Source organism: Streptomyces sp. NPDC056361 (assembly GCF_042262805.1).
Classification (GTDB): Bacteria; Actinomycetota; Actinomycetes; order Streptomycetales; family Streptomycetaceae; genus Streptomyces.
On the sequence record NZ_JBHJQI010000108.1, the window covers coordinates 1 to 21372 of the forward strand.

16 protein-coding genes, 1 tRNA gene and 1 riboswitch are annotated in these 21372 nt (G+C 74.4%); of the genes, 12 read left to right on the forward strand and 5 right to left on the reverse strand.

Translation table 11 applies throughout. The annotated features are described in order from the left end of the window. Positions 1 to 126: 126 nt before the first annotated feature. Positions 127 to 1071: an RNA polymerase sigma factor SigJ gene (gene sigJ, locus ACFCY7_RS28540; RefSeq protein WP_376488930.1), complete on the reverse strand. Its 945-nt coding sequence runs from the start codon at positions 1069 to 1071 to the stop codon at positions 127 to 129. 215 nt (positions 1072 to 1286) lie between these two features. On the opposite strand from sigJ, the gene ACFCY7_RS28545 reads away from it, so the two are divergent. The 9 genes from ACFCY7_RS28545 to ACFCY7_RS28585 all read left to right on the forward strand — a co-directional run bounded on the left by ACFCY7_RS28545 (position 1287) and on the right by ACFCY7_RS28585 (position 9436). Next, positions 1287 to 1781: a rhodanese-like domain-containing protein gene (locus tag ACFCY7_RS28545; RefSeq protein WP_376488931.1), complete on the forward strand. Its 495-nt coding sequence runs from the start codon at positions 1287 to 1289 to the stop codon at positions 1779 to 1781. Positions 1782 to 1834: 53 nt separating this feature from the next. Further along, positions 1835 to 1908: transfer RNA gene (locus tag ACFCY7_RS28550), tRNA-Met, on the forward strand. Positions 1909 to 2047: 139 nt separating this feature from the next. Continuing rightward, on the forward strand, positions 2048 to 2788 hold the full coding sequence (locus ACFCY7_RS28555; protein WP_376488932.1) for a MerR family transcriptional regulator: 741 nt from the start codon (positions 2048 to 2050) through the stop codon (positions 2786 to 2788). Positions 2789 to 2890: 102 nt separating this feature from the next. Further along, positions 2891 to 3253, forward strand: a complete 363-nt coding sequence (locus ACFCY7_RS28560; protein WP_376488933.1) for a hypothetical protein — start codon at positions 2891 to 2893, stop codon at positions 3251 to 3253. A gap of 64 nt (positions 3254 to 3317) precedes the next feature. Then, a complete protein-coding gene (locus tag ACFCY7_RS28565) occupies positions 3318 to 4343 on the forward strand; it encodes a PLP-dependent cysteine synthase family protein (protein ID WP_376488934.1) in 1026 nt (341 codons plus the stop codon). Then, positions 4340 to 5572 (forward strand): MFS transporter, encoded by a 1233-nt coding sequence (locus ACFCY7_RS28570; protein WP_376488935.1) that lies wholly within the window; start codon positions 4340 to 4342, stop codon positions 5570 to 5572. The genes ACFCY7_RS28565 and ACFCY7_RS28570 overlap by 4 nt, the downstream gene beginning before the upstream one ends. 181 nt (positions 5573 to 5753) lie before the next feature. Next, positions 5754 to 6956: a PP2C family protein-serine/threonine phosphatase gene (locus ACFCY7_RS28575; RefSeq protein ID WP_376488936.1), complete on the forward strand. Its 1203-nt coding sequence runs from the start codon at positions 5754 to 5756 to the stop codon at positions 6954 to 6956. 224 nt (positions 6957 to 7180) lie between these two features. After that, positions 7181 to 7327: riboswitch (cyclic di-AMP (ydaO/yuaA leader) on the forward strand. A gap of 11 nt (positions 7328 to 7338) precedes the next feature. Continuing rightward, positions 7339 to 8430, forward strand: a complete 1092-nt coding sequence (locus tag ACFCY7_RS28580) for a M23 family metallopeptidase (protein ID WP_376488937.1) — start codon at positions 7339 to 7341, stop codon at positions 8428 to 8430. Positions 8431 to 8488: 58 nt separating this feature from the next. Further along, positions 8489 to 9436 (forward strand): aldo/keto reductase, encoded by a 948-nt coding sequence (locus ACFCY7_RS28585; RefSeq protein WP_376488938.1) that lies wholly within the window; start codon positions 8489 to 8491, stop codon positions 9434 to 9436. A 128-nt stretch (positions 9437 to 9564) separates the two neighbouring features. Here the strand turns inward: ACFCY7_RS28585 and ACFCY7_RS28590 are convergent, their stop codons facing one another. The 4 genes from ACFCY7_RS28590 to ACFCY7_RS28605 form a co-directional block, all read right to left on the reverse strand. After that, complete coding sequence (locus tag ACFCY7_RS28590) at positions 9565 to 10902, reverse strand: PrsW family intramembrane metalloprotease (protein WP_376488939.1); 1338 nt, start codon at positions 10900 to 10902, stop codon at positions 9565 to 9567. A 116-nt stretch (positions 10903 to 11018) separates the two neighbouring features. Next, on the reverse strand, positions 11019 to 11747 hold the full coding sequence (gene trmB / locus ACFCY7_RS28595) for a tRNA (guanosine(46)-N7)-methyltransferase TrmB (protein ID WP_376488949.1): 729 nt from the start codon (positions 11745 to 11747) through the stop codon (positions 11019 to 11021). A gap of 114 nt (positions 11748 to 11861) precedes the next feature. Further along, entirely contained in the window at positions 11862 to 13046 is a 1185-nt protein-coding gene (lhgO, locus tag ACFCY7_RS28600) for an L-2-hydroxyglutarate oxidase (RefSeq protein ID WP_376488940.1), read from the reverse strand. 76 nt (positions 13047 to 13122) lie between these two features. Continuing rightward, entirely contained in the window at positions 13123 to 14562 is a 1440-nt protein-coding gene (locus ACFCY7_RS28605) for an MFS transporter (RefSeq protein ID WP_376488941.1), read from the reverse strand. Positions 14563 to 15132: 570 nt separating this feature from the next. On the opposite strand from ACFCY7_RS28605, the gene ACFCY7_RS28610 reads away from it, so the two are divergent. The 3 genes from ACFCY7_RS28610 to ACFCY7_RS28620 all read left to right on the forward strand — a co-directional run bounded on the left by ACFCY7_RS28610 (position 15133) and on the right by ACFCY7_RS28620 (position 21366). After that, positions 15133 to 17304 (forward strand): asparagine synthase-related protein, encoded by a 2172-nt coding sequence (locus ACFCY7_RS28610; protein WP_376488950.1) that lies wholly within the window; start codon positions 15133 to 15135, stop codon positions 17302 to 17304. A 116-nt stretch (positions 17305 to 17420) separates the two neighbouring features. Next, positions 17421 to 18023 carry a Uma2 family endonuclease gene (locus ACFCY7_RS28615; protein WP_376488942.1) on the forward strand — a complete coding sequence of 201 codons (603 nt, stop codon included), beginning with the start codon at positions 17421 to 17423 and terminating at the stop codon, positions 18021 to 18023. A 58-nt stretch (positions 18024 to 18081) separates the two neighbouring features. Beyond that, complete coding sequence (locus ACFCY7_RS28620) at positions 18082 to 21366, forward strand: BTAD domain-containing putative transcriptional regulator (RefSeq protein ID WP_376488943.1); 3285 nt, start codon at positions 18082 to 18084, stop codon at positions 21364 to 21366. Positions 21367 to 21372 lie beyond the last annotated feature (6 nt).

Sequence of the window (21372 nt, forward strand, 5' to 3'; positions counted from 1 at the left end):
CCTCTCTCCCCCACCCCTCCGCAATACTCTTGTGGGGTTGGTCTGGGGGGATGTTTTTTTTTTATCTGCGCCGGGGGCCTCCGTACGACGTCGTACGGAGGCCCTTCCCGCGTGCGGCGGCCGGTCTCAGTAGGCGGCGCGGGCCAGTTCCTCGCCGGTGAGGCCGAGGGCGGCCAGCCGGTCCGGGTCCGCGAGGACCTCGAGGCCGACGATGCGGTCCCCGGCGATGGTGAACGACATGAGCGCGGCCGGGCGTCCGTCGACGACCGAGAGGAAGGCCGGCGAGCCGTTGACGACGACCGGCAGCGACGCCTTCCGGAACTTGGCGTACATGAGGGCCTGCGAGATGACTGCCTCGGCGCCGCGCACCAGCTTGGAGGCGCCCGCGAGGATGCGGCCGCCGTCCGCGCGCAGGACGACGTCCGGGTCGAGGACGGCGAGGAGGCCCTCGAAGTCGCCGCCGTTCGCGGCGGCGAGGAAGGCGTCGGCGATCTCCCGCTGGCGCCGGGCGTCCGGGCCGGGGCCGGGGGCGGCGTCCTGGACCCGGCGGCGGGCGCGGCTGGCGAGCTGCCGGGTCGCGGCCGGCGTGCGGTCCACGATCTGCGCGATCTCGTCGAAGGAGACGGCGAACATGTCGTGCAGGACGAACGCGAGGCGTTCGGCCGGCGACAGGGTCTCCAGGACGACGAGGAGCGCGAGGCCGACGGACTCGGTGAGTTCGGCGGCGTGCTCGGGGTCGGTGGTGTCGGCGACCCGGACCACCGGGTCGGGGAGGTAGTACTCCAGCGGGTCCTCGCGGCGCGAGCCGCGTGAGCGCAGCATGTCCAGGCAGACGCGGCCGACGACCGTGGTCAGCCAGCCGCTGAGGTTCTCCACCGCGCTGATGTCGGCGCGGCTCAGCTTGAACCAGGCCTCCTGGACGGCGTCCTCGGCCTCGCTCAGCGATCCCAGCATCCGGTAGGCCACCGCCCGCAGGTGGTTCCGGTCGGCCTCGAAGCGCCGGGCCAGGAGTTCCTTGTCGGCCGCTGCGGCCGCGAACTCCCCGTCGGCACGTTCCTTCTCGGCGTCCACTCGTCGTTCTCCCCCTTCGCGTTCCGCCATGCCTTCATGACGGATGAAACCCTGCCTATGTGACACGAGCCGAGGGGGTCCGGGTGGGATCTGTCGTTCCGGCACGTGAGATCCCCGCTGCCTCGTGGTGAACGCCGGGGATTCCCCGGCCGAAGCTCGCGAGCGCCGGGAATCCCCACTTCAGCTCGATGATCATCGTCCGTAGATTGATCACCATGACGACGACATCGACGCAGGTCAACCCCGTCCTCCGCACCCCGCCGGCCTCCCCCGCCGCCGCTGCCGCGTACTTCTCCGCGAGCCTCGCGTTCCACGCCGACGTCTCCGACGTGGCCTCCGCGCTCGCGACCGCGGCCGCCGACGGCACCGACCCGGGTTTCGTGGTGATCGACTCGCGCTCGACGGCCTCCTGGGACCAGGGGCACGTCCCGGGTGCGGTCCACCTGCCGACCGCGCTCATCCCCGAGCAGGCCGAGCAGCTGCTCGACCGGTCCGTGCCGGTCGTCACGTACTGCTGGGGCCCCGGATGCAACGGCGCCACCCGCGCCGCGCTGGCCCTCGCCGAGCTGGGCTTCCAGGTCAAGGAGATGCTCGGCGGCTTCGAGTACTGGGTGCGCGAGGGCTTCGCGTACGAGACCTGGGAAGGGTCCGCGGAGAAGGCCGCGGACCCCCTGACGGCGCCGGTCGATTCCGACGACTGCGGGTGCTGACGTAAACCGATTTCGTGATCGCCCCGGTCATAGCGTAGAGTCAGGTTTACCGACGCGGGGTGGAGCAGCTCGGTAGCTCGCTGGGCTCATAACCCAGAGGTCGCAGGTTCAAATCCTGTCCCCGCTACTCAGTAGCAGCGAAGACCCGGATCCTTCTGGATCCGGGTCTTCGTCGTATGCGCCCGTGCCGATGTTCCCGTCGGGTGCCCGTGTCGCGGATTTCTCCGCTTGACCTTGCCGCAACGTCAAGATTTAGCGTTTCCGATATGGAGTGGTCGATCCAAGAGGTCGCCAAGAAGGCCGGCACCACCAGCCGCACCCTCCGCCACTACGGGGAGCGCGGGCTGCTGGAGCCGAGCCGGATCGGCGCGAACGGTTACCGGTACTACGACCAGCGGGCGCTGGTGCGGCTCCAGCGCATCCTGCTGCTGCGGGAGCTGGGGCTGTCGCTGCCGGCCATCGCCGAGGTCCTCGCGGGCGAGCGGGACGCGTCCGCCGCCCTGCGGACCCACCTCGCCCTGCTCGAGCAGGAGCGCGAGCGCATCGGACGACAGATCGCGTCGGTGCGGACCACTCTCCACAAGACCGAGAACGGAGAGGAACTCATGGCCGAGGAAGTGTTCGACGGCTTCGACCACACGGTGTACGAGCAGGAGGTCACCGAGCGCTGGGGCCGCGACGCGTACGCGCGGGGCGACCGCTGGTGGCGCTCGCTCGACGCCGCGCAGAAGAAGGCCTTCATGGACGAACAGGCCGGCATCGCCCGCGACTTCGGGCAGGCGGCCCGGGACGGCCTGGCCGCCGGCAGCGACGAGGTGCAGGCCATCGCGCGGCGCCAGGTCGCCTGGCTGTCGACGACCGCGACGCCGAGCAAGGAGTACGTGATCGGACTCGGCCGAATGTACGTCGACGACCCGCGCTTCACCGCGAACTACGACAAGCACGGTGAGGGCACCGCGATCCTGGTCCGCGACGCGATGGAGACCTACGCGGAGCGGAACCTTTAGTGATCGCCTGCCTGAAGTAAACGGTGGCCGAAAGCCCGCCCGCCTCTTTGCGGGTGCGCCGCACCCCACCGTAGTCTCGCGCGCACCATGAGTGACCAGTGTGTGAGCGATGTGAGCCGGCGGGCGCCCGCCGTGCTCGTGCTGCTCGCGCTCCTCGCCCTGCTCGTGAGCGTCTGCCACGGCTCCCACGGGCACGTGCTGCCGACCGCGGGCACGGTGGCCGTCTCCGCACCCGCGCAGCCGCACGGCTGTGAGCGGCCCGGGGACGCGTGGTCCTTCGACGCCCATCTCCCCGCGCAGGCCGCGGCCTCGCAGCTCGCGGCGCCGGACGCCGGCGGAGCCGTACCCCTGTCGTACGAAGCGGACCTCCGCACCGATCCCCGCGCGCGCTGCGTCCGGGGCCGGGCGGGGCCGGGGCCCGAGCCGGGCCGTCTGCTGATCGCCCTCGGAGTCGACCGGAACTGAGCCGGGTCCCGCCCCTCGCGTGACCAGGTTCCCTTTCGCGTACCCACTCCAAGGACGTACCCCCATGAGCGCACCACTGACGACCCTGCCCGTCTCGGGGCAGACCGTCGGCAACACCCCCGTCCTCCGGACGGACGACGGCTACTGGGCCAAGCTCGAAGGCTTCAACTTCGGCGGCATCAAGGACCGGGCCGCCCTCTACATGGTCGAGCAGGCCCGCCGCCGGGGCGAGCTGCGGCCCGGCGCCCCGATCGTCGAGTCGTCCTCGGGGACGCTCGGTCTCGGCCTGGCGCTCGCCGGCGTGCTCCACGGGCATCCGGTGCACGTGGTCACCGATCCCGGCCTCGAACCGATCGTCGAGCGGATGCTCGTCGCCCACGGCGCCCGGGTGCACGTCGTGCGCGAGCCGAGCCCGCACGGCGGCTGGCAGCAGGCCCGGATGGACCGGGTCGCCGAACTCCTCGTGAGCCTGGACGGGGCCTGGTGGCCCGACCAGTACGGGAACCCCGACAACCCCGACGCGTACGCCGGGCTCGCCGCCGAACTGTCCGGGCAGCTCGACCGGATCGACGTCCTCGTGTGCGCGGTCGGCACCGGCGGCCACTCGGCCGGGATCTCCCGGGCCCTGCGCGCCGGCGGCAGCCCCGCCCTCGAACTGGTCGGCGTGGACTCCGTCGACTCCACCGTCTTCGGCCTGCCGGCCGGGAACCGGCTGATGCGCGGCCTCGGCTCCTCGATCCATCCGGGGAACGTGGACCACGGCGCCTTCGACGAGGTCCACTGGGTGGCCCCGGCGGAGGCGGTACGGGCGGCCCGCCGCCTGGCCTCGCGCCAGTTCGCGACGGGCGGCTGGAGCGTCGGCGCGGTCGCGCTGGTCGCCGGATGGCTGGCCCGCACCCGGCCGCGCGGGACCCGGATCGCGGCGGTCTTCCCCGACGGGCCGCAGCGGTACTTCGACACCGTCTTCAACGACGAGTTCTGCGCCGCGCACGGCCTCCTCGACGGCCCGGTGCGCGAGGACCCGGTCGCGTACGAGCCGGGGGCGCGGGTGGACGGCTGGACCCGCAAGGTCCTGGAGCGCGTCCGTTGACCACCGCGAACACGGCCGCGGCCGCCGAGGCCAAGGGGGGCGTCTGGCGGCAGAGCCGCACCTTCGACCCGGCCGTGCGGCTCCTCTTCCTCAACCAGCTCACCATCAACCTCGGCTTCTACATGCTGATGCCGTACCTGGCCGCGCACCTCGCGGACGGGCTCGGGATGGCGGCCTGGGCGATCGGGCTCGTCCTGGGCGCCCGGAACCTCTCCCAGCAGGGCATGTTCCTGGTCGGCGGGGCGCTCGCCGACCGGCTCGGCTTCAAGCCGCTCATCGTGGCCGGCTGCGCGCTGCGGACGGCCGGCTTCGGGGCGCTCGCCTTCGCCCAGTCGCTGCCGATGCTGATCGCCGCCTCCCTCGCGACCGGGCTGGCGGGAGCCCTGTTCAACCCCGCCGTACGGGCCTGCCTCGCGGCGGAGGCGGGGGAGGAGCGGCGCGTGCAGGCCTTCGCGCTCTTCAACGTCCACTACCAGGCGGGCATCCTGCTCGGGCCGCTCGTCGGAGTGGCCCTGACGGGGGTGTCGTTCCGGCTGACGTGCGTGGTGGCGGCGGTGCTGTTCGCCGGCCTGACCCTCGTACAACTCCGGCACCTTCCCGTACGGGCGTCCCGCGCGCCCCGGGAGGAGGGGGAGCGGGGGCAGTTCCGGACGGTCCTGTCACACCGGACCTTCTGGTTCTTCTCGCTGGCCATGACCGGCTCGTACGTCCTGTCCTTCCAGGTCTACCTGGCGCTGCCGCTCGCCGCGGACGGCACGGGGCTCACCACGGCGCTGTTCGTCGTCTCGGCGCTGGTCGCGCTCGCCGGGCAGCTGCGGATCACGGCCTGGTGCCGGCGCCGCCTGAGCCGCGAGCGGTGCCTCGTCCTCGGACTCGCCCTGATGGGCGGGGCGTTCCTCGCCCCGGCGGCGCTCGGCCGGGGCGCGGTCGGGCTGCTGCTGTGCGCGGCGGTCCTCGCCGTCGCGAACGCGGTGCTCTACCCCTACGAGATGGACACCGTCGTCGCCCTGTCCCGGGGGCGCTGGGTCGCCACCCACTACGGGCTCTACAACACCGTGTGCGGGGTCGGCATCACCCTCGGGAACCTGGGCACGGGCGTCCTCCTCGACGTCACCGGCTGGTCGGCGGCGCCATGGCTCGGCCTGTGCGCGGTGGGCCTGCTGTGCGCGGCGGCGATGGCCCTGCTGGCCCGGGGCGGCCGACTCGCCGAGGCCGCGACGGGGGGCTGACGGCCCGCCAGGACGGTGACGGGCCCGCGGGGCCGGGGGCTACGCCACTCGGCCCCGCGGGAGTCGCCGCCCGGGGGCTACGCCACTCGGCCCCGCGGGAGTCGCCGCCCGGGGGTGCGGCGGCCACCCTGGGAGGGCGCGGTGCGGACCGCGGCCGGGCGGACCGGGCAGGAGAGCACAGGTGGGGCACCCCCGAAGAGTGACGGGCGGCGGGCGTCGGCGCGGCGAGAGCCGCCCGGCGTACGGCAGCGCCCGGAGCTTCATCCGGGCGCTGCCCCCGCTGGTCATCATGGGCGGTGTCGTCTTCGACGTGCAGACACCGCCGGCGTACACGGCGGCGCCGCTCTTCTCCGCCGCCCCCCTGATCGCCGCGCCCTTCTTCTCCATGCTCACCACCCTGGTCACCGGGATCGCCGCCGTCCTCGCCTGCGCCGGGCTGCACGTCTACAACGGCACCGCCGACGACATCCCGGCCCTCACCGAGACGCTGACCGTCTTCACCGTCTCCGCGCTCGCCCTCCTCATCAACAAGGTCGTGCGCCGCAGCGGCGAGCGGCTCGCCTCGGCGCGGGTCATCGCGGAGACCGCGCAGAAGGCGGTGCTGCCGATGCCCGCCGAGCGGATCGGCGGACTCCAGTGCGCGGCGCGGTACGAGGCGGCGCAGGCGGACGCGTTCATCGGCGGCGACCTGTTCGCCGTCCAGGACACCCCGCACGGGGTGCGGTTGGTGGTCGGGGACGTCCGGGGCAAGGGGATGGACGCGGTCGAGGCCGTCGCCGTCGTCATCGGGGCCTTCCGGGAGGCGGCCGAACAGGAACGGACCCTGGAGGGCGTGGCGCAGCGGCTCGAACGGGCGCTGGCCCGCGAAGGCACCCGCCGGCACGGTCTCGACGCCTTCGAGGGGTTCACCACCGCGGTCCTCGCCGAGATCCCGCGCACCGACGGCACCGGCACGTTCGGCGGGTTCGTACGGGTCGTGAACCGCGGGCACCCGCCCCCACTGCTGCTGTACGCGGACGGGCGGCTCGACCTCATGGAGCCGGCCGAGGCGGCCCTGCCGCTCGGCATGGGGGACCTGGCGGGCTGGCCGGACCGTGCCGAGGCGCGGCCGTATCCGCCGGGCGCGACCCTGCTCTTCTACACCGACGGCCTCTCGGAGGCGCGGAACGCGGAGGGCGTCTTCTACGATCCGGCCGAGCGGCTCGCCGGCCGGATCTTCCCGGGGCCCGAGGAGCTGCTCGACGCGCTCGTGGACGACGTACGCCTCCACACGGGCGGCGGTTCGACGGACGACATGGCGCTGCTCGCGGTGAGCCGGCCGGCGGTGGGGCAGCCGGAGCGGCGGCGGACCATGCCGGTGGTGCCGCCGGAGGGGACGGGATGACCGGACGCGGTGACCAGGCGTAGTCGAGAGGTGTCACTGCGATAACAATTGACATAACGTCAGATCGGCGATCTCCGGCGGTTGCGTTCTGAAGGGGGGTCAACTCGGGCCTTTCCCTCCCATTTCAATGAATGATCAAGGGGAACGGCTTGGAATGGGGACCCCCTGTCTATTAACGTTCGATAACGCAGCGCGGTCGTTTCAGCCGTCGCAAGAGACGGCACCGTGCGCGCGCGCCGAATCCTGAAGAGGAACCGGGGAACCACCACTTGGGGTGAATCGGGCCTTTCGCACCTGTGCGACCGTGCCCGTAGGAGACCTTCCTGCTCCGAACCCGTCAGCTAACCCGGTAGGCGAGAAGGAAGGAAAGGAGCGCGCCTCCGTGGCGTCCAACACTCCCGCACCCGAAGCCCCCTTCGATGCCTTCGGTGGTGGTGCGGGTCCCGCCGCCCCGGACACCGAGTGGAATCCCACCGAGGACTCCCTCCGCGCGCAGAGCCGCTCCGGCGGCCGCCACCGGGTCGTCAAGCAGCGCTCCAACTTCGCCCGCTCCTCCACCGTCCTCGGCGTCGGCGTGATCGCCGCCGTCGGCGCGGGCGGCCTCGCCACCGCGCAGGAGAAGCCGCCGGTCGCGATATCGCTCCCCGACCTCGACCTCCCGGACGCCCACGACCTCCCCGGCGTCGGCGACCTCCTCCCCGGCGAGGACAGCGAGCCCGTCAGCCCGGCCCGCGCCAACCCGAACCCGCTCACCGCCGCCACCTACACCACGGTGGCCGACGAGCAGACCGATGCGACCGACCGGACCGCGACCGGCGCCGACGCGGGCGAGGCCCTGCGCGCCCGCATCCTCCAGCAGGCCGAGCAGCAGCAGGCCTCCGCCGACGCCGCCGACAAGGCCGCCGCGGAGAAGCTGGCCGCCGAGAAGGCCGCCGCGGAGGCCGCGGCCAAGGAAGCCGCGGCGGAGAAGTCGGCCGCCGAGGCCAAGGCGAAGGCCGAGGCGGAGGCGAAGGCCAAGGCCGAGGCGGAAGCCGCCGCGAAGGCGGAGGCCGAGCGCCTCGCCAAGCTCGCCGCGAGCTACTCGCTGCCCGTCTCCTCGTACACCCTCACCGCCTCCTACATGCAGTCCGGCTCGATGTGGTCCTCCGGCTACCACACCGGCCTCGACTTCGCCGCGCCCACGGGCACCCCGCTCAAGGCGGTCCACGGCGCCACCGTGAAGTCCGCGGGCTGGTCCGGCTCCTACGGCTACCGCATCGTCCTGGAGCTCGCCGACGGCACCGAGGTCTGGTACTGCCACCTCTCGTCCATGACGGTCTCCGCGGGCCAGACCGTCGGCACCGGCGAGACCATCGGCCGTGTCGGCGCCACCGGCAACGTCACCGGCGCCCACCTCCACATGGAGGTCCACACCGCCGGCGGCGACGGCATCGACCCGGCGCAGTGGCTCCGCTCCAAGGGCCTGACGGTCTGAGGCCGTCCCGGGCCGCTCGCACGGAATAGGCCCGGCGGCGGGCGGGGTTGATCACCCCATGACCTCTCTCCGCCCGCTGGGCAGCTCCGATCTGCACGTCTTCCCGCTCGCCCTGGGCGGCAACGTCTTCGGCTGGACCGCCGACGAGGCCCGGTCCTTCGCCGTCCTCGACGCCTACGCCGCCGCCGGCGGCAACTTCGTCGACACCGCGGACATGTACTCCGCGTGGGTCGAGGGCAACGAGGGCGGCGAGTCGGAGACGGTCATCGGCCGCTGGCTCGCCTCCCGCGGCAACCGCGACGACATCGTCGTCGCCACCAAGGTCGGCGCCCACCCCCACTTCAAGGGGCTCTCCGCGCCCACCATCAAGGGCGCCGCGGAGGAGTCGCTGCGCCGCCTCGGCACCGACCGCATCGACCTCTACTACACGCACTTCGACGACGAGACCGTTCCCGTCGAGGAGATCGTCACCGCCCTCGACCAGCTGGTGAAGGACGGCAAGGTGCGCGCCGTCGCCGCCTCCAACATCTCCCCGGAGCGGCTGCGCGCCTCCCTCGACTTCGCCGAGGCCGAGGGCCTCACCCGGTACGTGGCCCTCCAGCCGCAGTACAACCTGGTCTCCCGCGCGACCTACGAGGGCCCGCTCCTGGCGACCGCCGAGCAGGGCGGGCTCGCCGCCGTCCCGTACTACGGCCTCGCCTCCGGCTTCCTCACCGGCAAGTACCGCCCCGGCGCCACCGTCGACAGCGTCCGCGCGGCCGGCGCCGGCCGGCACCTCGACACCGAGCGCGGCCGGGCCGTCCTCTCCGCGCTCGACACCGTCGCCGAGGCGCACGAAGCGGAGCCCGCCACCGTCGCCCTCGCCTGGCTCGCCTCCCGGCCCACCGTCGTCGCGCCGATCGCCTCGGCCCGTACGGTCGAGCAGCTCCCGGCCCTGGTCGCGTCCGCCGATCTGACGCTCACCGAGGCCGAGCTCACCCTCCTCACGGAGGCGTCCGCCGACTGACCACGCCCGACCACGTCGACTCCGCCTGACCACGCCGACTCCGGCTGGCTTCGGGTGACTCGGTCCGACTCCGCCCCGGTCCGGTGTCCGGTGTCCGGTCGGCTCCGGCCCGCTCCGGCGGGCCCCGGCTAGCTCCGGTACGGGTTGTAGCCGCCGTAGTCCAGGTACTGCGGCGGCGCCCACACCCGGCCCGTCGCCCGCGCCGCGTACGTCAGGGACGGCGAGGCGACTGCGCGGCGCTGCCACAGGTGGTGCAGCAGCTCCTGCTCGCGGGCCGGGAAGTCGGGCCCGGCCGTGCCGCGCCTGGCCCGGTCCCGGAGGAACGCGAGGGTCGTCGCGAAGGACTCGTACTCGCCGACGGCCCGCGCGGCCGCCGGGCCGTACGTCCGGCCGGCGAAGGAGCGGGCCAGCTGGCGGGCGCGCATCGAGGAGAGCGCGAGCGGCTCGGCGGGGGAGAGCCAGCCGGCCGCCGCGTACGCCGGGAGCTCGCCGGATATCGTGCGCAGCTCGCGCTGCCGGCTCCACACCGCGAGCCAGGTCAGCAGGCCGAAGGCGGGGACCATGAGCGCCAGGTACACCGCGTAGAAGGCCCACGGGCCGCCGAAGGTGGCCGAGCCGTTCCAGGCGGCGTGCAGGCCCATCGCGAGCAGCAGCCCGGCGAGCGGCAGCAGCACCTGCCGGAGGCGCTTCCCGCGCGGGGCGAGGGCGGCGAAGCCGAAGCCGATGCCGGTCAGCACGGTGAAGAGCGGGTGGGCGAACGGAGACATGACGACCCGGACGAAGAACGTCCCCGCGGTGACCATGCCGATGCCGGTGGCGCCGACCTCCTGGTCCTCGCCGAAGGCGTTCCCCAGGTAGAGGATGTTCTCGGTGAAGGCGAAGCCGGTCGCGGTGAAGCCGGCGAAGACGACCCCGTCGACCAGGCCGCCGAAGTGCCGCCGGCGGAACAGGAAGAGCAGCAGGATCGCGGCGGCCTTCGCGCTCTCCTCCACCACCGGCGCGATGACGGTGGCCCCGAGGTTGTCGGCCGAGTCCGGGTCGGCCGTGGCCGTCGCGATCCAGCGGACCGCGAACGAGTTCGCCAGGATCGCGACGAGCGCGGCGGCGAAGGCGCCCCAGGCGAACGCGAAGAGCAGGTTCTTCCAGGGCCCCGGCTCCACCCGGTCGAGCCAGCGGAACGCGGCCATCAGCAGCGGTACGGGAAGCACGGCGAGGCCCAGGCCGACGAGGAAGCCCTGGGTGCCGGTCTGCTCGCGGACCAGCGCCAGGATCACCAGCGCGCACAGCGCGAGCAGCACCACGACGGCGACGGCCCGGACCAGCCGGCTGCGCCAGAAGTCGCGGCGTGGCCGGTAGCGCCACTGGGACCGGTCGGCGGCGGCCGGGAACGCCGGTTCGTCCGTGTCCCGGTGCGGGACGGGCGCGGTGTCCTCGGGAAGCCGGTCGGCGGGAGCGGGATTCGACACGTGAGCGACCCTAACCACCCCCACCGACACAGGGCGACGGGGTTACGCGCCCGGCACCGGCCTCAGGGGGGCTTACGGGCGCGCGCGGACCTGCTCTACGCGCGCGGGGACCTGCTCTACGCGCGCGGGACCCGCCGGAAGAGCAGGTCGTGCACGACGTGGCCCTTGTCGAGGCCCTGGCCCTCGAAGCGCGTGACGGGCCGGAAGTCGGGACGGGGGGCGAAGCCGCCGTCGGGCCGGGTGTTCTCGAAGTCGGGGTGCGCGGAGAGGACCTCCAGCATCTGCTCGGCGTACGACTCCCAGTCGGTGGCGCAGTGCAGCACGCCGCCGGGCTTGAGCCGGGTCGCGAGGAGGCTGAGGAACTCGGGCTGGATCAGCCGCCGCTTGTGGTGCCGGGCCTTCGGCCACGGGTCCGGGAAGTAGACCCGGCAGCCGTCGAGGGAGTCCGTCGCGAGCATCTCGCGGAGCAGGATGATCGCGTCGCCGTTGGCGACCCGCACGTTCTCCAGGCCGTTGCGGTCCGCAAGCCCGAGCAGATTGCCCTGGCCGGGCGTGTGCACGTCCACGGCCAGGATGCCCGTACCCGGGTCGGCCGCCGCCATCTGCGCGGTCGCCTCGCCCATCCCGAAGCCGATCTCCAGGACGACCGGAAGCCCCCCGAACATCTCGCCCAGGTCGAGGACGCTCTTGCCGTCGATGTCGAGGCCCCAGTCCGGCCACCTCTTCAGCATCGCCTCCGCCTGGCCGTACGTGACCCTGCTCCGGCGCGGCTGGAAACTCCGGATCCGCCGCTCGTGATGCGCCCCGGCCGGATCGGGCATCGGCCCCTCACCGGGGGCGAACATCCGACTGCCCCGCCGCGCGACGGGCTGGACGGGGTCGGCAACGGGCCGCGAGACGTTCTCAGGAAGCTCAGACACAATGCCCCCGATTCTACGGCCGAGCCCGCGCCCCCCGCCCTACAGCTGTGCCAGCGCCCGCCCCGCGACCTCTCGTCCGATCGGCAGGGACGCCGTCGCCGCGGGCGAAGGCGCGTTGAGGACGTGGACCGTCCGCGCCTCCTCCCGGAAGAGGAAGTCGTCGACGAGCGTGCCGTCCCGCAGCACCGCCTGCGCCCGTACGCCCGGCGCCGCCCGCCGCAGGTCGGACTCCTCGACGACCGGCAGCAGCCGTCGCACCGCCTGGGTGAAGGCCCGCTTCGAGACCGAGCGGTGCAGTTCGCCGGCGCCGTACCGCCAGTGGGCGCGGGCGATGGACCAGGAGCCGGGCCAGGCGAGGGTGCCGGCCAGTTCGCGGGGCCGGACGACGGACCAGCCGTATCCCTCGCGGGCGAGCGCCGGCACCGCGTTCGGCCCGATGTGGACGCCGCCGTCGATGCCCCGGGTGAGGTGGACGCCGAGGAAGGGGAACGCGGGGTCGGGGACGGGGTAGACCAGGCCCCGCACGAGCGAGGGGTCCGCGAGCTCGTAGTACTCCCCGCGGAAGGGGACGATCCGCATGCCGGGGTCGTCGCCCGCCAGGCGCGCGATCCGGTCGCAGTGGAGCCCGGCGCAGTTGACGAGGACCCGCGCCCGCACGATCCGGCCGTCCGCCGTGCGGACGGCGACGCCCCAGGGGCGCCGGTCGATCGCGACGACCTCGGCGCCGTGGACGATCCGGGCTCCGGAGGCCTCGGCGAGGCGGGCCGACACCGCGCCGTAGTCGCAGATGCCGGTCGTGCCGACGTGGATCGCGGCGAGGCCCCTGACCCGGGGCTCGTACTCGCTGATCTGGGTCGGGCCGAGCTCGCGCACGGGGATGCCGTTCTCCCGGCCGCGCTGGACGAGTGCGTGCAGCCGGGGCAGCTCGTCGCGCGTGGTGGCGACGATGAGCTTCCCCGTCACCTCGTGCGGAATGCCCCACTCTGCGCAGAACTTGACCATTTCGGCCGCGCCCGAGACCGCGAAGCGGGCCTTGAGCGAGCCGGGCCGGTAGTAGATCCCGCTGTGGATCACCCCGCTGTTGCGCCCGGTCTGGTGGCGCGCGAGGCCGTGCTCCTTCTCCAGAACCGTGACCCGGGTGCCGGGGGCGGCACGCGTCAGCGCGTACGCCGTCGACAGGCCGACGATCCCTCCGCCGATCACCAGTACGTCACAGTCAAACACCAGCGCCACCTCCCACCCCCGATAGTGCACTGGCCCACTGACATCGCCGCTAAACGCCCACCTCGTGGGACGCTCGTCACGCCGGGGAGACGAGGAGGGGCCTGGCCCGCTCCCGCAGCTCCACGACGCGCGGCTCGTCCCCGTACGGTTCGAGCCGGTGCAGCAGGTCACGAACGTACTCCGTGGTCCGCGCCGACGAGATCCGCCCCGCCACCTCCACCGCGAGCGTGCCCGCCGCGCAGGCCGCGTCGAGGTTGCCCGACTCCAGCTCGGCGACGGCGGAGACGACGAGCCGCAGCCCGTGCGAGCGGACGAACTCCTCGGTGGGCCGGGACAGCGCCTGCTCGGTGAAGCGGCGCACCTCGCGGGGCGCCTTCAGGTCCCGGTAGCACTCGGCCGCGTCGGCGCAGAACCGGTCGTACGAGTAGAAGCCGAGCCAGGTCGGGTCGGCGTCGCCCGTCCGGGACCGCTCCAGCCACCCCTCGGCGGACTTGAGCGCGCCCGCGGCGGCGACCCCGTCGCCGGCCTTGGCGTGCGCGCGTGCCTCGACGAGCCGGAAGAAGGACATGGTGCGGGCGGTGGCCAGGCCCCGGTTGCGTTCGAGGGCGGCCTGGGCGAGGTCGACGCCCTCGTCGGCGAAGCCCCGGTAGGTGGCCTGGAGGGACATGGAGGCGAGGACGTATCCGCCGAGGGGCACGTCCGCGGCGGCGCGGGCGAGCCGCAGCGCCTGGATGTAGTAGCGCTGGGCGGCCTCCTGCTGCCCGGTGTCGAAGGCCATCCAGCCGGCCAGCCGGGTCAGCTCGGCGGTCGCGCCGAATAGGGCCCGGCCGACCTCGTCCGAGTACGAGCCGAGCAGCAGGGGGGCCGCGTCCACCCGTAAGCACTCGGGGACCATGGAGGAACGCCAGTCCCCGCCGCCGTACTTGGAGTCCCAGCGGCGCGCGTCCTCGGCCGCCTCGCGGAGTTTCGCGACGTCGCTGTGGCCCACGCGCGCGTGCTCCGGGGCCGCCGCCGCGGCGGCGCCCGCGACCGGGCGCGGGGCCTCCCGCTCGACCGACGGGTCGGCGGGGGTTATCAGCCAGCGGGAGGTCGGGGTCGCGTACGCGCTGACCGCGAACGACCCGGCGAGCGACTGCCAGATGCCGCCGCCGGCCCGCCGACCGGCGAGGTCGAGCCGGTACAGGTCGGTGGCGGAGCGGACCGCCTCGCCCACGTCGCGCGGGAAGGCGAGCCCGACCTCGGGCGCCGGGTCGGCGTCCGCGAGCCCGATCTCGTGCAGCGGCACGGGCCTGCCGAGCTTCTGCCCGATCGCGGCGGCGATCAGGTGCGGGGCGGCGCCCTGCGGCACCATGCCCTTCGACACCCACCGGGCGACCGAGGTCTTGTCGTATCGAAGCGTCAGGCCCCGCTGCGCACCGAGGTCGTTGACGCGCCGGGCGAGCCCGGCGTTGCTGATTCCCGCGAGGGCGAGAACCGTGCCGAGCTTTTCGTTCGGCCCGCGTTGCTCCCTGGACATGACGCCACCCCTCGACAACCCAGACGGCCGCCACGACGCCGGGCATAGGCGTGCGGCATTCGTAAACACAGCGTAGTTCGCCGCATCCCTACCGTTAAGGGGCGGTGTTCCGTATGGCGAGATTGTTGTGTGACCGGTCGCCGGCGGGTGCCGCGGGCCCGGCTCGCGCTCCCGCCGTGTGGCCGTGCGCCCGGCCGTGCGCTCTCGTCCGGCCGGCGGGCGGCCGCTTCCATGAGTAGCGCGTGGGTCGGCCCGCTCGGCCGGGAACGGTGTCCCGGACCAGTGGGCTGGGGGATACCGCCGCCCCATTCCCCGCGGGCGGCGGACGGCGCCGGGAGGCGGGAGCGCCTCCCGGGCTGCCGGACGCCCATGTGACGAGAGACCGCCCGGTCGCGTTCCAAACCCACCGGGCACGGTCGATATTTGGCCGAATGACGCCGGTGTGCCGTCGGTGCCCAACCGGCCCATGCCAGGGGCGCATTCGGCTTTCGTACGCGTGCACCCGGACTCCGCCCCGTGCGCCGTTGTCGTGGCAGCATGTCTCCCACCGAAACGGATGTGGAGGCGCCGATGCGATGGCTGGTGGGCTGGAGCAGTGTCGCCGCGAACGTCGCAACGACCGCCGGAGCACGCTCGGGAGCGGTGAGCGGCGGATACGACGCCGACTTCCCCTCCTCCTCCGGCTACGGCTCCGACCGGGCGGCCGAGGCGCGCGCGGTGCAGCCGGTGGGCGCACAACTCCTGTGGAGCGGCCCCGATCCGCTGTGGGCGGTCGGCGACTGGCGGCCCGACGAGGTGCGCGTGGTGGCCGTCGACGACCACACCCGCCTCGCCGTCCTCGGCTGCTGCGCCGCGAGCGACGAGGAACTGCGGATCGGCCTGCTCACCGCGCGCGGGGGCGCACTGCGGCATCTCACCGCATGGCCCGGCAGCTACACGGCGGTCGTCAGGGCCGGCCGCCGCGTCACCGTCACCGGCGACCTCGCGGGCGCCCGGCCCGTCTTCCACACCCCGTGGGCCGGCGGCACCGCTTTCGCCACCGCCGCCCTGCCGCTCGCCGACCTCGTCGAGGCCCAGCTCGACATCGGCCACCTGGCCGCCCTCCTCGCCTGCCCCGAGACCCCGGAGGCGCTGCGCGACTCCACCCCCTACGAAGGCGTCCGGCGGGTCCCGCCCGGCCACGCGCTGATCCTGCGGGAGGGCTCGCGGGAGATCGCCGGCTACGAGCAGGTCGCCTCGCTCGCGGTCGCGGCGCCCGAGGCCGACGCCCGGCAGGCCGTCGAAGGGGTACGGGACGCCCTCGTCGAGGCCGTACGCGCCCGGCTCACCGCCCCCCGGCACGCGCCCGAGGTCCCGCTGCCCGACCCCGGACCGGTCCCCGGCATGGGGCCCGCCGACCGGCGCGCGGCCCGCGGCGCGGGACCCGCCCCCGGCATCGGCGCCGACCTGTCCGGCGGCAGCGCCTCCGGCACCCTCGCGCTCCTCGCGGCCGGGCTCCCCGGCGTGCCCGGCACGATCGTCGGGCACGGCACGGGCGCGGGGGAGCGGCTGCTCGCCGTCACCTTCAACGACCTGGCCACGCGCGCGGGTGCGAGCCGCGAGGACGAGCTGAAGCGGGCCCGGGAGCTCGCGGCCGACCCGCGCCTGCACCACGTCGTCGTCGCGGCGGGCGAGGAGGCGCTGCCGTACGCCGCCCTGGACGGGCCGCTCACCGACGAGCCTGGGCCCGCGCTCGTCACGGCCGAACGGCACCGGCGGCGGCTCGCGGGCGGCAGCGCCGACCACTTCACGGGCATGGGCGCCAAGCAGGTCCTGGACGCGCACCCGGCACGCCTCGCCGACCTCCTGATGGACCGCAGGCGCCGCTCCCTGGTGCGTCCCGTGACGGCGCTCGCCAAGGCCTCGGGCCCGTCCGCCGGGTCGTTCCTGGTGCCGCTGACCGTCTACCGGGCGGCGCGGAAGCTGGCCCGCACCCCGTACCGGACGGGTCTGGAGACGGCCGCCCGGCGCGTCCTGGAGGCGAACCGCACGGCCCCGGACGGCTTCGGCCCCCTGGAGGCCTCGCTGTCCGCGCTCGCCTGGTCGCGGCCCGGGCCCGCGGCCCGCTGGTTGACGGGGGAGGCGCTGGCGGAAGTATCGGTTCGCCTGAACCGCGCGGCGACGCTCCCCGCCGCCGTCCAGCGCCCGGGCGAGGCACGCGCGCGTGCCGCCCTCGTCCGCGCCGCGGCCGACCACCGCGTCCTGGAGCAGGCCGCGGAGATCCGCGGCCAGCGACTGCACGCCCCGTTCCTCGACAACCAGGTCGTCCGCGCCTGCCGCGCGCTCCCCGAATCGCTCCGGGTCCAACCGGACGCCCGCGCCGGCGTCCTGCGCACCGTCCTCTCCGGGGCGGGCGTCCACGACCTGCCCCCGGGCTGGGGCGCCCCGCACCCCGGCGTCCCCGCGGCCGCCGCCCGCGCGGGCCTGCGCGTCGCGCTGCCCCAGCTCCTCGCCCTCTTCGACGCCCCGCTGCTCGCCGACGCCGGCCTCGTCGACGCCCGCGTCGTCCGCGAGGCCCTCCGCTCCGCCGCCGACGGCGCCCCCGTCCCCCTCGACGGCCTCGCCGACCTCGTCTCCACCGAACTCTGGCTCCGCCGCCTCCTCTCCCGCCGCGGCTCCTGCTGGACCAACACCACCGAGCCCCGCGCCCACCGCGCGGTCCAGGGCCCCCTGATCCCGGCGTCGAGGTCGCTTCCGGCGTGAGCCCCATCGGGCAGGCGAAACGTCCCAGCACGCTCGTTCGAGTGAACGCTTCGCGGACTTCGACCCGAGGTCGGGCCTAAGCTGAAACCGTCGCACCCGAGCGAAGGAGGTCCGCCATGGCGATGCCGCTGCCGGTTCCGGAAGGCGCGTTCTCCGAAGGCATGCCCGAACGTGAGGGTGCGAGTCTCGAGGAGACCTTCGAGCTGTTCAGTGCGCTGGCCCCCAAGGGCTGGCGCGTGGAGCTGATCGAAGGGGAGATCTACGTGGTGCCTCCGGCCAACGGCGAGCACGAGAAGATCGTGACCGAGATGGTGGAGCAAGTCATTGCCCGCCGCGTCGACAAGGAACTGCGCAACTCCACGGGCATCGGCCTGTACCTCCCCGGAGTCACCGGCACTGTGCGTGTCGTCCCGGACCTCGTCGTCGCCCCCAGGGACTGCTTCGACGACCAGCAGGAGTGGCACTCCCCCGACCCCGTTCTCCTCGTCGCCGAGGTGACCTCCTCCTCCACCGCTAGCCGTGACCGTGTACAGAAGATCCGGGCCTACGCCCGGGCCGGCATCCCCGTCTACCTGATGATCGACCGCGAGGCCGGCGAGGCCGTCGTCTGCTCCGAGCCCGTCGGCGACGACTACGCCCACAAGTCCATCCACAAGCTGGGGGCAATTGTCCCGCTTCCCCACCCCCTCGGCTTCGACCTGGACACCGGCGCCTTCTGAGGGGCACGCCCGGGCAAACCCCGAGGCGCGGGTCCCCGCCACCGGCCACAATGAGCCGGTGCGGTATCTCATCCTCGGCACCACCGAGGCCCTCCGGCCCGACGGCACCTCCCTCCCCCTGGGCGGCGCCCGCCTGCGCGCGCTCCTCGCCGCGCTGGCGCTGCGCGGCGGACGGGCCGCGTCCGTCACCGAGCTCGCCGACGACGTGTACGGCGACGACCCGCCGCTCGACACCCCCGCCGCCCTCCAGGCCCTGGTCGGCCGCCTCCGCCGGGTCATCGGCAGGGAGGCCGTCGCCTCGACCCCCGGCCCCGGCTACCGGCTCGCCGCCGCCCCCGGCGACATCGACCTGTACGTCTTCGAGGACCGCGTCAGGGAAGCGGGCGCGCACCTCGACGCCGGCGACCCCGAGGCCGCCGCCGGCCTCCTCCGGGAGGCCCTCGGGCTCTTCCGGGGTCCCGCCCTCGCCGACCTCCCCGACCCGGCGGGCGTCCGCCCCGAGGCCCAGCGGCTCGCGGCCCTGCGCCGACGCGTCGAGGCCGACCTGCGGCGGGGCGCCACCGACGGGCTCGTCCCGGAACTGTCCGAGCTGACCACCACGTATCCGTACGACGAGGCCTTCCACGCCCACCTCATCCGCGCCCTGCGGGCCGAGGGGCGCCACGCCGACGCCCTCACCGCGTACGATTCGGCCCGCCGCACCCTCGCCGACGGCCTCGGCGCCGACCCCGGCCCCGAACTCGCCGCGCTCCACCGGGAACTCCTCACCGGAGCGCCTCCGGCCGAAGCACCCGCCCCTGCCCCGCCGACGGCCACCGCGGCGGACGCATCCCAGGCGCCCCACGCCACCGCCACCGCCCGGGCCAAGGCCGCCACCGCCGACCCCGCGCGCGGCAACATCCGGCCCCGGCTCACCTCCTTCGTCGGCCGCGAACCCGAACTCGCCGCCCTCGACGCGGACCTGGGCCGCTCCCGGCTGGTCACGCTCACCGGCCCCGGCGGTTCGGGCAAGACGCGGCTCGCCGAGGAGGCCGCGCTGCGGGCCGGCGGACCGGAGGCCTGGATCGCCGAGCTGGCCCCGCTGGACGACCCGGAGGCACTGCCCGGCGCGGTCCTCTCCGCGCTCCGGCTCCGGGAGGTCAACCTGATCACCCGCGACGGCGTGCCGCTCCAGGACGACCCGGCCGCCCACCTCGTCGAGCACCTGGCCCGCCGCCCCTTCCTCCTCGTCCTCGACAACTGCGAGCACGTCGTCGACGCGGCCGCCGCCCTCGCCGAGACCCTGCTCACGCACTGCCCGCAGCTCCGGATCCTCGCCACCAGCCGCGAACCCCTCGGCGTCCCCGGCGAGTCGGTCCGCCCCGTCGAGCCGCTGCCGCCCGACCCGGCCCACCGGCTGTTCGCCGAGCGCGCCCGCGCCGTGCGCCCGTCCTTCGACCCCGTCGGGGACGGCGGCACGGTGGACGAGATCTGCCGCCGCCTCGACGGCCTGCCGCTCGCCATCGAACTGGCCGCCGCCCGCCTCCGGCTGCTCACCCCGCGCCAGATCGCCGACCGCCTCGACGACCGCTTCCGCCTCCTCACCTCCGGCTCCCGCACCGTCCTGCCACGCCAGCAGACCCTGCGCGCCGTCGTCGACTGGTCCTGGGACCTGCTCGACCCCGACGAGCGCACCCTGCTCCGCCAGGTCTCGGTCTTCGCCGGCGGCTGGGACCTGGCCGCCGCCGAGGCGCTCTCCCCGCGTGCCGCCGACGCGCTGGGCGCCCTGGTCGACAAGTCCCTGGTGGTCGCCGCCCCCGTCGACGGCGGCGAGATGCGCTACCGCCTCCTGGAGACCATCCACGAGTACGCCTCCGAACGCGCCGCCGAGACCCCCGACCTCCTCGCCGAGGCCGAGGCCGTCCACACCGCCCACTTCACGGCGCTCGCCGAGACCGCCGAACCCCGGCTGCGCTCCGGGGAGCAGCTGCCGTGGATCGAGCGGATCGAGCGCGACCTCGACAACATCCGCGCCGCCCTGCACCGCACCCTCCTCACCGCCCCGGACGAGGCCGCCGCCCACCGACTGGTCTTCGCCATGGGCTGGTTCTGGTGGCTGCGCAACTACCGTCCCGAGGGACTGGCCTGGGCCGAGCGCGCGCTCGCGCTGGGCGAGGACCCGGAGGATGCGGCCGACCCCCGGTACTGGCCGCGCATGCACCTGCGGATGCTGTACTTCTTCCTCGCCGTCGAGAACCACGTCGTCAGCGAGTTCCGTGACGACGCCGAACTCGCGGGCTTGGTGAAGCGGGTGCGTGCCGCGTTCGGCGCGGACCCCGGTCCCCAGGCCGCCCGCTTCCCCGGTCTGCTCTGGCCCTTCACCGCGTACCTCACCGAGGAACCGGCCACGATCCGCGCCATGCTGGACGCCGCCGTCGACAACTGCCGCCGCCACGGCGGCGACTGGGAGGTCGGCGTCACCCTGATGTTCCGTACGCACATGGTCGTCGACATGCCCGGCGACATGCCCGGCGTCGACGACGACCTGGCCGAGCTCCGCGTCCTGGCCCGCCGGGTCGGCGACCGCTGGATGGGGGCGCAGATCGCGAGCGCGGCGGCCGAGGCCCACATGATGCGCGGCCGCCACGAGGAGGCCGGTGCGGCGTACGAGGAGGCCCTCGGGCTCGCCCGCGAGGTCGGCGCGCACGCCGAGAGCCCCTTCCTCCTCGCCCGTCTCGCCGAGCTCTACTACCACCGAGGTGACATGGAGGCCGCGAAGAAGGGCCTCACGGAGGCCGAGGCGGAGGCCGAGCGCTACCACGTGCACGACACCCGGACGTTCGTCGGCTTCCTGCGCGCCGCCATCGCGCTCCACGAGGGCGACGTGGCGACGGCCCGCGTCCTCCTGGAGGAAGCCGGCCGGCTGGTGACCGCGGGGACCCCGCCGCCGCACTTCTCGGCCGCGGTCACGGGCCTCACCGCCCTGGTCGAGGCGCACGAGGGCAGGAGCGCCGAGGCCGTGGCGCACGCCGTGTCCGCGCTGCGCGCCGCCCGGGACGGCCAGTGCGCGAACCTCGTCCACGCGGCGCTCGGCGAGGGGCTCGCGGTCATCCTGGCCGAGGTGGGCGAACCGGCCCTCGCCGCGACCGTCCTGGCCGCCGTCGACGTCTGGCGCCTGGACATACCCCGCTCGGTGCCCCAGGCCCGGGACGCCGAGACGGTGGCCGCGAAGGGCCTCGCCGCGCTCGGCGCGTCCGGCCTCGCCGCCGCCCGCGCGGCCGGCGAGGGACTCGACGTCGACGCGGTCCTGGCCCTCGTCGGGACCCGCACGGGCGCGGACCCGGCGGGCGCGGGGACGTCCTGATCCGCG

Bases quoted from the DNA above. Each gene is read 5' to 3' on its own strand.
- trmB (WP_376488949.1), bottom strand. From the start codon at position 11,747: ATGTTCGCCCCCGGTGAGGGGCCGATGCCCGATCCGGCCGGGGCGCAT.
- ACFCY7_RS28585 (WP_376488938.1), top strand. From the start codon at position 8,489: ATGACCTCTCTCCGCCCGCTGGGCAGCTCCGATCTGCACGTCTTCCCG.
- ACFCY7_RS28565 (WP_376488934.1), top strand. From the start codon at position 3,318: ATGAGCGCACCACTGACGACCCTGCCCGTCTCGGGGCAGACCGTCGGC.
- ACFCY7_RS28615 (WP_376488942.1), top strand. From the start codon at position 17,421: ATGGCGATGCCGCTGCCGGTTCCGGAAGGCGCGTTCTCCGAAGGCATG.
- ACFCY7_RS28605 (WP_376488941.1), bottom strand. From the start codon at position 14,562: ATGTCCAGGGAGCAACGCGGGCCGAACGAAAAGCTCGGCACGGTTCTC.
- ACFCY7_RS28610 (WP_376488950.1), top strand. From the start codon at position 15,133: ATGCGATGGCTGGTGGGCTGGAGCAGTGTCGCCGCGAACGTCGCAACG.
- ACFCY7_RS28545 (WP_376488931.1), top strand. From the start codon at position 1,287: ATGACGACGACATCGACGCAGGTCAACCCCGTCCTCCGCACCCCGCCG.
- ACFCY7_RS28555 (WP_376488932.1), top strand. From the start codon at position 2,048: ATGGAGTGGTCGATCCAAGAGGTCGCCAAGAAGGCCGGCACCACCAGC.